We start from the raw sequence: 13258 nt of genomic DNA, 5'->3' as shown, positions 1-13258 counted from the left end.
CAAGTGTTCTGGGATGGGGTTGATGAGAAGTCGAGTAAGGATGTCCCGGTGCTAAACGCAAAGTGACTAAAATATTCAAACCTTGCATAGCAACTTGCTACACAAGGTTTTTTTAATTCCAAAATTTGCAAATCTAGAGATGTAACTATATAATACATATATACTTTATAAAAATAAGTCATAAATCATTGTCGATCAGCACTGAATCATACCATCATGCAAGCCATATCCAAAACATTATGATTGGAGATGTGTCTAATGGGGAAAAGTTATTTGCTGAAAAATGGTTGTGTTGTTTCCATGGATGCCTCGGTTGGTCAGTACAAAAGAGCCGATGTCTTAATTGAGGATTCTATCATTATAGCTATTAAGCCTGATCTGGAGTGTGTAGAAGCCGAAGTTATCGATGCATCTGATATGATTGTGCTCCCAGGACTTGTAGATACCCATCGTCATGTGTGGGAGTCATTGGTTAAAACGACAGGTACGAATTGGTCACTACCTGTGTATTTGCAGAATCTCTATTATGGAGCCATGGGGAGCAAGCTTCGTCCTCAAGACAGCTACATCGCGAATTTATTAGGAGCTTTGGAAGCGCTTAATGCAGGGGTGACAACTGTATTGGATTGGAGTATGCCGTATTCGCCAGAGCACACAGATCAATTGATTCATGGGCTTCAGGATGCGGGAATCCGAGCGGTATTTGCTCACGGTGTGCCTGGTGAAACGAATTACTGGAATAGAGATAGTCTTCTTACATACTCCAACGATGTATGCAGAGTGAAGCAACAATACTTCTCATCAAGGGATCAATTGCTGACGTTCGGACTTGCTATTCGAGGATCGGAGTTCAGTCATTGGGATACAACGGTTAAGGAGATTCGTCTTGCAGAGGAACTAGATGCCATTTGTTCCATGCATGTAGGATTCGGGACTTGGGGGAGTGTAGATCGGTCAGTGACAAAGTTACATGAGGCAGGTCTACTGAGTCCGCGAATAAATGTAGTTCATGGTAATACGATGGGTATCGATGAGTACAAAATGCTTGCCGATCAAGGTGCATCACTTTCGGTTACCCCAGAGGTAGAGATGATGATGGGGCATGGATATCCAGCGACCGGACATTTTCTGGAGAATGGAGGCACGCCAACACTCGGTGTGGATGTGGTGACATCCACGGGTGGTGATATGTTTTCTCAGATGAAGTTTGCCTTGCAGGCAGAGCGGTCGAGAGTGAATGAACAATTGTTGCAGCAGGGAGAAATGCCTGGAGAACTGAACCTGCAGTCGAGTCAGGTGTTAAGATTCGCCACATCTGCTGGCGCACAAGCACTGGGACTAGGGCATAAGATTGGCACACTGGCACCAGGCAAAGAGGCCGACTTGATTATGATTCGTACAACGGATCTGAATTTGTTCCCTGTTCATGATCCGATTGGAGCCATTGTACAATTCGCTAATCCATCAAACGTGGATACTGTATTTGTGGCAGGTCAACCGGTAAAGAGAGAAGGTAAGCTGTTGCATGTGGATTTAGATGCGGTTCGTCGTCAGGCAATGGAGAGTACCAGCTATCTTCTAACGCAATATCAGATGTCTGATGCAGATCGGATTGTATTTTCATAATTTTGAGATATTAGAAAAATAAAGCTTAAACCAAGAGCCGCATGGGATCATGCGGTCTTTTTTTGTCCCGTAACGAGCATTAATCAGACAAGATTCGTGAGAGATGGACAGCGTAAATAAACGAAATAAGCTGTTATTCGTAATAATTCACATAACAACGAATTTATACAGTTTTGCGGTGTGAAAAAGTGAAATAAAAACTGCGCATAATATAAATTATACGCAGTTTTCGTTTAAATCGATTTTTATTATCTTTCACGGGCAAGATATCGTGATAATTTTCGGTTAAAAAGCACAACATACGACATCTCTATAAATAAAAATTTAATCAAGCAACGCGATAACGTGTAGAATTGACTAGTTTTTTATAGGTAGTCGTTAAGATAGAACAAACCACTTTTTTTATAGAACAGATGAACAGGTGATACTTTCAGGACGAGAGGAAATTATGTATGAGCAAAAATGAGTCACAATCTTCATTGTTTCGCAAGAAACCCATTGCTGTAAGTGGGGAAGAACGTAGTGCATTGAAAAGAGTGTTAGGGCCGCTGGATCTGATGACCCTTGGTGTAGGTGCGATTATCGGAACAGGGATATTTGTTCTTACAGGTGTGGCTGCGGCTAAATACGCTGGGCCTGGTCTAGTCCTTTCCTTTTTGCTAGCAGGGCTAATCTGTGCTTTTGCTGCACTGTGTTATTCGGAATTTGCTTCAAGTGTACCCGCTTCGGGAAGTGCCTATACTTATAGCTATACTGCCTTTGGGGAAGTGATTGCTTGGATTCTTGGATGGGATCTGATCCTGGAGTATGGTTTTGCAAGTGCAGCAGTTGCTAGTGGGTGGTCTGGTTATTTTCAAAGTCTATTATCTGGATTCGGATTGCACTTACCTCATGAGCTAACGAGTGCCTTTAGTCCAGAGAAGGGCACGTATTTTGATATTACGGCAGCGGTCATTACGTTGATTATTACCTTCTTGTTAACCCGAGGAGTGAAAGAAGCGGCTCGTGCTAATGGGATTATGGTCGCGCTCAAAATAATCGTTGTCTTGATCTTTATCGGTGTAGGTGTGTTCTATGTTCAGCCTGAACACTGGCAGCCGTTTCTGCCTTTTGGCATTTCGGGTGTTACCGCTGGAGCGGCGACGGTATTCTTTGCGTATATTGGATTCGATGCTGTATCTACCGCTGCGGAAGAAGTGAAGATGCCTCAGCGCAATTTGCCGATTGGTATTATCGGTTCACTCGCGATCTGTACCGTATTATATATTGTTGTTTCGCTAATCCTTACGGGTATTGTGCCGTACCATATGCTGAATGTTAGTGATCCAGTAGCTTATGCCTTTGAATTTGTTAACTTGCATGGCTTGTCTTGGATTGTAGCACTAGGTGCCATTACAGGGATTACTACCGTACTACTGGTAATGATGTATGGTCAGACGCGATTATTGTACTCCATGTCAAGGGACGGGCTGTTATCTCCGGTATTCTCGAAAGTTAGTGGCAAAAGCCAGACTCCTGCCCTGGGTAGTTGGGTTGCGGGAATCGTAGTAGCGTTATTTTCTGGCTTCATCTCGCTTGGACATCTTGCAGAGTTGACCAATATCGGGACGTTGTTTGCCTTTGCGGTGGTCAGTCTGGGTATTATTGTGCTCCGTAAAAACAATCCTGATCTCAAACGTGGCTTCCGTGTCCCATTCGTCCCGTGGATTCCAATCCTCAGCGCAATCGGCTGTGTGTATCTCATGACTCGACTTGCGATGCTCACTTGGATTACGTTCTTCATCTGGTTACTAATTGGTCTGGGGATTTATTTCTTATACGGACGCCATCACAGTCATTTGAACTCGAAGTCATTCGAAAAGTAAACGCCATCTTTAGATCAAATGGCAGCAAAATAGTTCATACCTCCTGAGTTTTCGCTTGTGTGAAAAAAGTCAGGGGGTTTTTTATTTCGATTTTGGAGTTGAGGAATTCTAAATCAATCATCTGCATTTGTTTTTAATATATCTAGTAAAATTAACGGTTCCTAAGACCCGTATAACGGGTATGTATTAAGGCGCATGTAGACTCATATCGTTGAACTGGGGTTGCGGGTTCATCCAATATGACATATATTTGGGGTTGTGACATGCCATCAGACAGAGGAGAGGGGATGTATCATGAATACACATTTACATACGAACCAGGATATGAATCCGAATTTCGGGTTTGCTTTAACAGATTCTGCTGTACTTGCAGAGGCGAAGTTGATCATCGCACAGAAAACTGAAGTTGAGCATATAGAACTTGATATTGATCCACAACGTTGCTTGAAGGACGGGCGCAAAGTCTCGTTTATTGCTCAGCAACTTGATGCTCCTATCGTAAGACAAGACGCTTCTATTATATATGGTCAAGAACTGAGCTTCGTACAATATACAGTAAACTTAAATCCCGACACGAAGCTTTCCATAGGTGCTATTGAAGGTATAGACTATAGTGTAGACTTCGGATGGTCGGATTTTGCTGAAGGAGAGTATGAGCTTCGTATATCGATTCATAGGAAAACACCTCGGATTGCAGAAGTTCCATTGGAGCCAGAACAGATGGCCATGGTCAGATATGCTCAGGTGGTGACGGTCGTTATCGCACTATTCCCAGCGCAACCTACGCAAGAGCAACTTGCATCAGCACCAGTATGGACGAGAGACCATCATGTATTTGACTCCTATGGCAGTGCGGGCTTTATACTTGCAGATCTACCACGCATGGTTGCGCGTGTAGACGAGTTGCTTGGAGCCGGGGATCACAATTTAGTTGAACGTTTTAATGAAGGTGATCTGTCCGCTCAGCTATTAAATGAAGGTCTGATGGCTACTGCATGGGGCGTTTCGCCATGGTGTTATTCCATCTATGCAGCTCCCGATGCGACTGCGCAGGCTAAGTTACCGGTGGACAAGCTGGGAGAAGAACCTGTATGCACGGGAATTTACCGTATTGCTGCTGAAACAACACAGTTAAGCATTATTCCTGCCAATGAGCTTGCGAACTGGCCGGCTTGCACGAAGAAAGAGTGGCCGCAAATTCAAGTTGCTGGTTCGGGAGAAACACTGCATATGGCATTGGTTGTGCAAAATTGTGAGTCTGTAAACGGGCTACATGAGAACCCACTACCGTCATTTGTAATTACGCGTAGCGAGGGTCTGCCAGAGAACGTCGAACCGTTGATCAATATCGTTATTGTTGACTGACGGACATTACCAATAGAATTGTGGTGACAAACATAGATGATATCTGAAGAGATCAGAGAGCAATATGCAGAGGAGCTTGAGGCGTTTCATATATGGATGAAGGATGCCGGCTACACAGGTTATACCGTGAAATCCTATACGGGTGATGTGGCTGAATTTCTCGTTTCGATTAAAGGCAAACCGGTAGATCAGGTCAAAAAACTGCATGTATTATCTTACTTGTCCCAAGCCCGGGAACGAGGAGTAAGTGATGCTACAAGAAATCGAAAACATGCAGCAATTCATTGTTTTTACAAATCACTCATTGAATTAGAGTTAGTAACAGCGAATCCTGCCTTCGGAATCAAGAAGTCCAAAACCGAGAAGAATCGTGCGCCCGTTTTCTTGGATGAAAGTGGGTTGGAACGTTTTTTGCAATCGGTTGAGGGGAAGTATCGAACACGGAATTTGGCTATTTTCCTGCTGATGGGATATATGGGACTACGGGTTGGAGAGGTGCACGCCCTTAACTGCAAGGATTATAATGCTGACAGGCGCACGTTAGATGTCTTCGGGAAAGGCCGGAAGTGGCGCACATTGCCTGTTCCTGAGATGGTTGCGGATCTATTGTCCCAAGCTTTAGAGGAACGTTTAGCTCCATGGCGATCGAAGGAAGAAGCGCTGTTTGTTTCGCAAAAGGGTAAACGACTGTCTATTCGCAGTATTCAGCTCATCTCCACCGAAACCTTTGAACGATTCCAGGAACAATCGCCGTCCACGCAGCGACAGAACTATTCTAGTCACAAGCTGCGGCACTCATTTGCTACGATGATGTTACGCCGAGGGGCGGATTTACGAACCGTTCAAGAGCTGCTTGGTCACTCATCTATCCAAACGACAACCGTTTACACGCATGTCACCAGTCGGGAGAAAGAGGAAGCGATGGCGCTGCTTGATGTAAAAATACCTACCTTTAATGTTCAACCGATTCATGAATAACGAAGAAGCCGCAAATCGAAGGAGATGCGGTTTTTTTCTTGTTTGAGGGGAAGGGAGTAGGTAGTTGTGTAGTTAAATGAAAATTATAATGAAGATCACTTTCTAGTCGAAAGGTTAGAATATGTATAGTTAGAAATTATAATATTATAAGAGAAAGTAATTTATTTACGTAATTTATATTATGTAAACTAACTTTCGGAGGATTACTCAATATACCACAGATACATTAAACTGTTAAATATATAAATATCAGATTAGAATATCTAATTTATACATTTCTATTTCTATTTCTATCTCTTCATAAAAGCAGTAAAAAAACCATCCAGATCTTACTGAAAAGTAGATCCAGATGGTTGTATTAAATAATGATGATGATGATTTAACAGCTTAATAAAAAAAGGGATATGAAGCCTTGGGCTACTATTCCAAACCTGCAATTTGTTCTTTTAATTTGTTTGCGGAAGCCTGGAAAGCGATTTTTTCTTTTTCATTCAATGGCAGTGGGAGGATCTCGCGCACGCCGTGACGATCTACGACACACGGAACACCAAGATAGACATCAGATACGCCATTGTAATCTTCAAGCAAGGTAGATACATTCAGGACAGAGCCTTCATTCCCGAGGATTGCTGCAACGATACGGTCGAGCGCTAGCGCGATTGCATAAGAAGTGGCACCTTTGGCATTAATAATCTCATATGCTGCATTCTTGGTGCGATCAAAGATATCCTCTTGTGTTTCTTCATCCAGCTCAAGATTCGTTCCCGCAACGTTGGCAAGACTCCATACAGGTACTTCGGAATCTCCATGCTCGCCGATGATATGGGCGTGGATGCTGCGCGGATCAATACCTTTATTCTTACCAATGAGGTAACGGAACCGTGCACTATCCAGCAATGTTCCTGATCCAATAACACGAGAGGCAGGCCAGCCACTTTGTTTCCAGGAAGTGTAGGAGAGGATATCTACAGGATTAGTAGCAATCAACAAAATACCATGGGAATTAACGGCTGTAATCTTCTCAATAATCTCTTTGAAAATGCTTGCATTTTTCTTCAGAAGATCGATACGTGTCTCGCCAGGCTTCTGGGATGCGCCGGCTGTTATGATAATAATGTCAGCATCTTTGCAATCCGAATAATCGCCTGCCCATACTTTTACGCCCCCGGTAAAAGGAAGACCGTGGTTCATATCGAGCATTTCGCCTGTAGCTTTGTCATGATTCACATCCACAAATACCAACTCGGATGAGCGCTGTCTTAACATCAGCGTGTATCCCGTTGTTGTTCCTACCGCACCCATGCCTACAATAACGACACGACTCGGTTTAAGGTTCATACTATTTGCCATGTTTATATCCTCTCCTTTTTGGGTGTACTTCCATCCATATTAAGGGATATCTTCCGGAAAAGCGAGGGATGTCTATAAACTTTTTCACAATAGAATGTCTCTTATGGTAAATTTACGTCGAATTATATCTTGATCCTTCAAACTCTAATGGCGTCAGAAGTGACTTGATAGTACTAGCTGTACGTGCCAACGAGCCTTTTCGACATGTTTTGTGGTAGAATGATTGAAGTGTATATTGTTATGTTCGTAAAAGTAACCCGATAAGCTAGGCATGCGCGCCTTCTTATGGGAGGAAAGAGGTGGAACCACTTGCGTTGGCATTGGATCAAAATCGCGCAGACAGCTCTGCTGTGTGTAGGTATAGCTGCCATATTGGCCGCCTGCACGGATTCAGAAGTAGCACCGGTGGCACAGCCACCTCAGGAAATGGATGAGACGGGAAATACCGGACAAACCTTAACCGTTGTTCCCCCAGTTAACAGTACAGAAGCGGCTGATATGGCCAAGTATCAAATTCAGACTCGCTTGACCGATTTTCAGCTCCTGAATTCGAACGGTGGTTTGGCATGGGGAGTAACAAGAAATGCACTACGATTGTATTATACGCAGGATGAAGGAGTCACCTGGACGAATATTTCTCCTTCAGAGAATGTGCAATTTCCAGCCAATCCACAGTACGGCCAAAGTATATATTTTGTAGACCGTACACACGGATGGATCGTTCGTGAAGGTATGGGTGGAACGGATACTATTGTGCTTCGTACCAACAACGGTGGGGCAAGCTGGAGCTTATCCTCGTTATCTAAGACTGATAAGGTAACGGCAATTTCTTTTGTTTCTCCGGAAAAAGGATGGATTCTCACTACGGTAGATACCTCGATTGGTAAACAGGATAAAAAGCTGTATGTTACCGAGGATGGCGGAACTACCTGGAAACCGATGTCTGAGAGTGATAATGACGAACAGACTGGATTAGGAGAGATTCCTACACGTGGATATACAACAGGTTTAACGTTTTCGGATGCGAATCATGGATTCTTGACTGCCCTTGATTTTGGAACACCGAAGTTATACGTTACGACGAATGGTGGAGAGGATTGGAAGGTGGGTGCTTCATTCTTCGATCGTGATAAATTCAGTGGGTGTGGCAACTTCGGCATCAACTCACCCCAATTTTTCGGACGAGAAGCCAAAGGAGCTTGGATGCCATTGTCCTGTTCGACGGGAGATCGTACCAAGTTCAATGGATTTTTCACAGACGACGGTGGAAAGAGCTGGAGCTTGTCTACGTTCTCGCTCAATAAGCAGACAGGTCTGAATCGTAACCTTGCACCCACGTTTCTTAACGCTAACGATGGATGGACGATACATGAAGGTATAACCTACCATACAGAAGATGGTGGGAAGACCTGGGACGCACTTCCAAGAAGTAAAGTGTTCGATCAGATTCAGGAAGACTATCCGGAGATCGTGAAGATCCAGATGGTGTCAACGAAGCTGGGGTGGGTGCTGGTGGAAAATACAGATACCAAACGATCCTTATTGTTGCAAACGGAAGATGGTGGCGTCCACTGGAAGGTACTATAATCTTCAGGTACAATGCACAATGCGAGAAGGAAACCTACGGGTTTCTTTTCTTTTTAGATACTTTGTGAAATAAATCACAAAATAAATGTTCAAAGGATGATATATTGAATTCAAGAAGAGATGGGAGTGATGAAGATGAGAACAAACGAACAAACTCAATTCACGCAGGCGGACGAATTAACCAGATACATGCTTCACTTATGCTACACTTGTGATGATGCCAATCGTTGCACAACCGAAGAAGCCGTGAAAGCTTGTATGGCAAATAACGCACAGGCAGAGCAGCCAGAACCCGCTGAGGGTACAGATGTAACGCGAGGATTTATGGATCTGATGTACGCCTAATCAACTGTAAACTTGAAATAACAATCAAACATTCAGTCTAGATCACAAATTTCAACCGGAAACGCTCCTTATGAGGGCGTTTCTTTTTTTTGGTGAAAAAGGTTATTTTATCCTTCTGCTTACTTCGCAAATAAACCGGTATGCGTTATTATGTAGATACTGAACGTTTAAATTGTCATATATGGTGTAATCATCATATCTCATGATGGAACCATAACTAATTATCGAATGCTTTTTGGAGAAGCCGGACTGACAAGATCAGATTTTCTGGGAGAAGCAGGAGTGTACAAGATGACTCTATGAACTAATTGAAGATTTAAGGAAGTCTAGGATTGAAGAAAGAGAGTGGATGAAATCATGAGGTTCAGCTACAAGAATTTTTCCTGTGATGTAGAGATTTATCATAAAGGTGATGACTTTACTGTACGATTCTACGATAAAAATAAAGAACAGAATGAGCATCAAATGATGAATTTGGTCATCGTTGATCCGGGGTACGGTTTTCTTTGCTTGAAACATAAAGGGAAGGACTCAGCGCTATTAAGTGGGTTTCTAGATGAAGAAGTGTTCGTTTCGGGGGATTATGTAGATGAAGCACTTTGCATCATTGAGGATTTAAGTCCAACATTCAAGGAAATATGCACTCCGTATCATATTAGGCTTTTCAAACAAACTAGCTTTGCTGAGTACAACGGGGAGTACTGAAATATGACATATTAAATGGGTTCAAACAAGAGAAAGCTTATCGAGAGGGTGGAAGGATGAATATTCAAGATATTCCAACAGAGATCATTCAGCAGGTTGGTGAGATTCGGGACATGACCTTTCCCACCAAGCAAGGTCATACTTCGATCGTAGCTATTTTGCATACTCCAGATAAGAAATACATCGTCAAAAAAACGGAGAGCCCACTCTACAATGAATGGTTGTCTGAAGAATATGAAGCGCTACAACAACTCTGTCTATTAGGTTTGCCTATTCCGAAAGCGTATTCAATACATATACAGAATCAAACGAGATGGCTTTTGATGGATCACATAGAGGGCATAACGCTAAGAGAGTTTCTATCTAAAGAACCTGTTCCTCATGATAAAGAAAAAGCAATAGTTAGCTTTGCACGTTGTCTCAAAAAGATTCATGAGAGTTCCTGTCCGGAGGCCTTGATGAAAAATGATACAGATTGGTTAGATAACATGTTAATGAAAGCCGATTATAATCTGACTAACTTTACAGTAGACGGTACAGAAGCGCTTCTTAAACGGATTCAAGAAATAAGGCCAACACCAATAACAAATACGTTAATTCATGGTGATTTTACGATAGACAATGTGTTAGTTCATAATGGTAATATTGTCGGTGTAATTGACTGGTCAGGCGCTGCATACGGCGATCCTAGATATGATGTTGCATTAGCAATTAGACCGAAGCATAATGCTTTCGAAGATGATAGAGATAAGGAAGTATTTTATAACGCATATGGCAAGCTGAGATTAACGGATGAAGAGTATGACTACTTTGAAGACGGTCTATATAACTTCTTCTAAATTTTTTTCTATGGGAAGAATTCATGCTAAATAACTTAGGATAGGTGTTGTTTCGGAATTGTAAATAACCCCATTTTGCGCATAGGATGTCAATATAAATGAGCAGGAATGGAAATGTAAGGAGTGCCTACATGCAATACATCGTAAGGAATGCTACTGTGAACGATATGGATGGACTTTGCTCTATTCGGAATAATAGAGAGCTTTTCACGAGATATTTTACACAGCAAGAGAAACAAGAGGCAATACTAGTCGTTGCTGCAACAGATCAGTTCATATTAGGATTCGGCGTTCTAAAATTAAGCGGAGAATCGGTTCCGAAATTAAGTGATCTATATGTTAAAGAGACATATCGCGGGAACGGCATAGGATCAGCGTTGATAACGTATAGAGAATGTCTTGCGAAGCAGCGAGGTTGTTCAGAAATGTACGTGAGTGTTGATCCCATTGAAAATCCCAAAATGATTAAACTTATTACTCATCACGGATATCATGCAATTTCAGCACCGTACTCCAAAGACGCTATTTATTTCAACGAAGATGGTACTAGCTACGAGAAGACCTATACCAGGATAGATATGAAAAAATTACTCAGCTAACGGGTAAGGACAGCAAAAGGTCTATCCTAAGTCAAACAGGGAAGAAGGAGCTAATCATTGTATTTTAGGTTATATCCGAATCGACAATGAATATCTTTACAGTTTTAGTAGCATATACGATCCTATACTTTAATTAAAACTGACAGCAACAAATTTAATTGAAAAGAGGAAGAGATGTATGGAACGATCTATGATTGGTTTGGTTAACGCCATTCCATAATGAACATGATCTTTGGACTGATAACCTGAACGGCGAAAGCGTTACCAATAGTTACTTACAGTGTATCGTGGACTGCAAAGAGTATGACATGGGCTGCCGTTCGATGGACCCATTGATTGATCTACAACTATGAATCGAATTGCAGCTACAGGTTATACGGGTGCAACTGCATTAGAGCCTATGAACTGGGACTATGAAGAGTTGTCCATTAGAGCATTTTTTAGAAGAACGGGGAGGAAATAGGTTGAATAAGCAGAGTATACATCAAACGAACACCTTATATTGGGATACCCAAGCAAATGACTTTTTAAAAGCAATCGTACTTCCGTTATATGGAGCATTTGTATCGGAAGAAAAACATCAGTTATTCGGAGATGTCTCTGGCAAAAAGCTGTTAGAAATAGGCTGTGGCAATGGCCAATCTTTGCAGTACCACGGAGAGCGCCAAGCGGCTGAGCTATGGGGAATGGATATTTCTAAGTATCAAATTGAGAAGGCAGAGCAGCATCTAACAGCATGTGGTCTTTCAGCAACATTAATCTGTTCTCCGATGGAAGAAGAATGTGGCGTACCTATCAACTATTTTGACATCGTTTATTCGATCTATGCAATAGGCTGGACAACCGACCTTGAAGGTACCTTCAAGAGAATCGCTTCGTATTTAAGAAAAGACGGAGTTTTCATTTTTAGTTGGTCTCACCCTATACATAGATGTATAGTTCAAGAAAATGATAGATTCGTATTAAACAAGCCCTATCATGATGAATCCTGGTATTTGGTCAATCCCGATGATGTTCAGGGCGAGTTAACCTTATCTGATCGCATGTTATCCACATACATCAATGCGCTGGCTACAGCAGGGTTTGTCATTGAGCAAATGATCGAAGAAACGGATCAAGAAATCCTTCAACTGCACGGTGATGAGAATAATCTTACAAAAAGAGCAACGATGTTTCCAGTAACCTTCGTAATCAAAGCGAGAAAACGATGAAAGATAGGTATGCTAGATGTATACCTCATGCAAAGGAGCAAGTTAGAGAATGAGTTATTACGGAGAATTGTGCACTAGAATGTATGAAGTGGATAAATCAATCGCAGAAGGAAAAGAGCTTGATTTCTACCTTTCTTTTGCTGATCGAGAAGATATTCGTGTACTTGAACCCATGTGTGGAAACGGGAGAATGCTGATTCCTTTTATGCAACGAGGCATTAACATTGAGGGATTTGATATTTCAGAGGATATGCTTATGGTTTGTAGGGAGAAGGGGAAAGCATTAAACTTAGCACCGCAGATTTACTTTCATAAGATCGAAGAGTTTGTTGCAACTGATCAGTACGATCTAATTATGATTCCATTTGGTTCTTTCTCGTTATTGCCAACGGAACTGATTCAACCAAGTTTAGCGAATTTGAGAGGCGCACTAAAGGAAGATGGACATCTCCTATTAACAATTATGTTAAAAGGTAACGAGATTGAGGAGATTGCAGACTGGAGAGAAGAGAGTCAAAAGCAATTGAACGATGAAACGATTGTTTTATATAAAAAAGTGCATTATGACCAGAAGCAGTCAACGCTTGTCACGAGATTAAAATACCAATTGCTTAAAGATCATACCACCCTGAAAACAGAGATTATGGATTTTCCTGTACGACTTTATGACATTGAAGAGTTTGAGCAGCTCGTTAAGGCTAACGGTTTTCAACATGTTCAGCTGCATGAGGTAAAGGATGGCTATGGCAAAGGCACTTCTTTTCATGTGTTTGAGTGTTCCTAAAACT

The 13258-nt window shown here is 42.1% G+C and carries 12 protein-coding genes and 1 pseudogene; 12 read left to right on the top strand and 1 reads right to left on the bottom strand.

Features of this window, described 5'->3' with window-relative positions; genetic code table 11:
• The first annotated feature begins 258 nt into the window (after positions 1–258).
• The 4 genes from J2T19_RS14390 to J2T19_RS14375 all read left to right on the top strand — a co-directional run bounded on the left by J2T19_RS14390 (position 259) and on the right by J2T19_RS14375 (position 5834).
• Positions 259–1626, top strand: coding sequence for an amidohydrolase family protein (locus J2T19_RS14390; protein ID WP_307216814.1), 1368 nt, complete (start codon positions 259–261; stop codon positions 1624–1626).
• Positions 1627–2078: 452 nt separating this feature from the next.
• A complete protein-coding gene (bcaP, locus tag J2T19_RS14385; protein ID WP_307216812.1) occupies positions 2079–3491 on the top strand; it encodes a branched-chain amino acid transporter BcaP in 1413 nt (470 codons plus the stop codon).
• A 294-nt stretch (positions 3492–3785) separates the two neighbouring features.
• A complete protein-coding gene (locus J2T19_RS14380; protein ID WP_307216810.1) occupies positions 3786–4856 on the top strand; it encodes a hypothetical protein in 1071 nt (356 codons plus the stop codon).
• Between the two features lie 36 nt (positions 4857–4892).
• On the top strand, positions 4893–5834 hold the full coding sequence (locus tag J2T19_RS14375) for a tyrosine-type recombinase/integrase (RefSeq protein ID WP_307216808.1): 942 nt from the start codon (positions 4893–4895) through the stop codon (positions 5832–5834).
• Positions 5835–6254: 420 nt separating this feature from the next.
• Here the strand turns inward: J2T19_RS14375 and J2T19_RS14370 are convergent, their stop codons facing one another.
• Positions 6255–7172, bottom strand: a complete 918-nt coding sequence (locus J2T19_RS14370; protein WP_307217121.1) for an L-lactate dehydrogenase — start codon at positions 7170–7172, stop codon at positions 6255–6257.
• A gap of 321 nt (positions 7173–7493) precedes the next feature.
• On the opposite strand from J2T19_RS14370, the gene J2T19_RS14365 reads away from it, so the two are divergent.
• The 8 genes and pseudogenes from J2T19_RS14365 to J2T19_RS14330 all read left to right on the top strand — a co-directional run bounded on the left by J2T19_RS14365 (position 7494) and on the right by J2T19_RS14330 (position 13254).
• Positions 7494–8771, top strand: a complete 1278-nt coding sequence (locus J2T19_RS14365) for a WD40/YVTN/BNR-like repeat-containing protein (RefSeq protein ID WP_307216807.1) — start codon at positions 7494–7496, stop codon at positions 8769–8771.
• A 135-nt stretch (positions 8772–8906) separates the two neighbouring features.
• The gene (locus J2T19_RS14360; protein ID WP_307216804.1) at positions 8907–9116 is read left to right on the top strand and encodes a hypothetical protein; all 210 of its coding nucleotides are present in this window, start codon (positions 8907–8909) and stop codon (positions 9114–9116) included.
• Positions 9117–9302: 186 nt separating this feature from the next.
• Positions 9303–9419 (top strand): annotated as a pseudogene (locus tag J2T19_RS14355) (histidine phosphatase family protein); the annotation flags it as partial.
• Between the two features lie 42 nt (positions 9420–9461).
• Positions 9462–9821 carry a hypothetical protein gene (locus J2T19_RS14350; RefSeq protein WP_307216802.1) on the top strand — a complete coding sequence of 120 codons (360 nt, stop codon included), beginning with the start codon at positions 9462–9464 and terminating at the stop codon, positions 9819–9821.
• Positions 9822–9877: 56 nt separating this feature from the next.
• A complete protein-coding gene (locus J2T19_RS14345) occupies positions 9878–10660 on the top strand; it encodes a phosphotransferase family protein (RefSeq protein ID WP_307216800.1) in 783 nt (260 codons plus the stop codon).
• 98 nt (positions 10661–10758) lie between these two features.
• The gene (locus J2T19_RS14340; RefSeq protein WP_307216798.1) at positions 10759–11259 is read left to right on the top strand and encodes a GNAT family N-acetyltransferase; all 501 of its coding nucleotides are present in this window, start codon (positions 10759–10761) and stop codon (positions 11257–11259) included.
• Positions 11260–11723: 464 nt separating this feature from the next.
• Entirely contained in the window at positions 11724–12470 is a 747-nt protein-coding gene (locus tag J2T19_RS14335; RefSeq protein WP_307216796.1) for a class I SAM-dependent methyltransferase, read from the top strand.
• Between the two features lie 49 nt (positions 12471–12519).
• Positions 12520–13254 (top strand): class I SAM-dependent methyltransferase, encoded by a 735-nt coding sequence (locus J2T19_RS14330; protein WP_307216795.1) that lies wholly within the window; start codon positions 12520–12522, stop codon positions 13252–13254.
• Positions 13255–13258 lie beyond the last annotated feature (4 nt).

Source organism: Paenibacillus tundrae, from assembly GCF_030812775.1.
GTDB classification, from domain to species: Bacteria; Bacillota; Bacilli; order Paenibacillales; family Paenibacillaceae; genus Paenibacillus; species Paenibacillus tundrae_A.
Note: the sequence above shows the minus strand (reverse complement) of the source record. Positions and strands in the feature narration are given on the sequence as shown.

Bases quoted from the DNA above. Each gene is read 5' to 3' on its own strand.
- J2T19_RS14390 (WP_307216814.1), top strand. From the start codon at position 259: ATGGGGAAAAGTTATTTGCTGAAAAATGGTTGTGTTGTTTCCATGGAT.
- bcaP (WP_307216812.1), top strand. From the start codon at position 2,079: ATGAGCAAAAATGAGTCACAATCTTCATTGTTTCGCAAGAAACCCATT.
- J2T19_RS14380 (WP_307216810.1), top strand. From the start codon at position 3,786: ATGAATACACATTTACATACGAACCAGGATATGAATCCGAATTTCGGG.
- J2T19_RS14375 (WP_307216808.1), top strand. From the start codon at position 4,893: ATGATATCTGAAGAGATCAGAGAGCAATATGCAGAGGAGCTTGAGGCG.
- J2T19_RS14370 (WP_307217121.1), bottom strand. From the start codon at position 7,172: ATGAACCTTAAACCGAGTCGTGTCGTTATTGTAGGCATGGGTGCGGTA.
- J2T19_RS14360 (WP_307216804.1), top strand. From the start codon at position 8,907: ATGAGAACAAACGAACAAACTCAATTCACGCAGGCGGACGAATTAACC.
- J2T19_RS14345 (WP_307216800.1), top strand. From the start codon at position 9,878: ATGAATATTCAAGATATTCCAACAGAGATCATTCAGCAGGTTGGTGAG.
- J2T19_RS14340 (WP_307216798.1), top strand. From the start codon at position 10,759: ATGAGCAGGAATGGAAATGTAAGGAGTGCCTACATGCAATACATCGTA.
- J2T19_RS14330 (WP_307216795.1), top strand. From the start codon at position 12,520: ATGAGTTATTACGGAGAATTGTGCACTAGAATGTATGAAGTGGATAAA.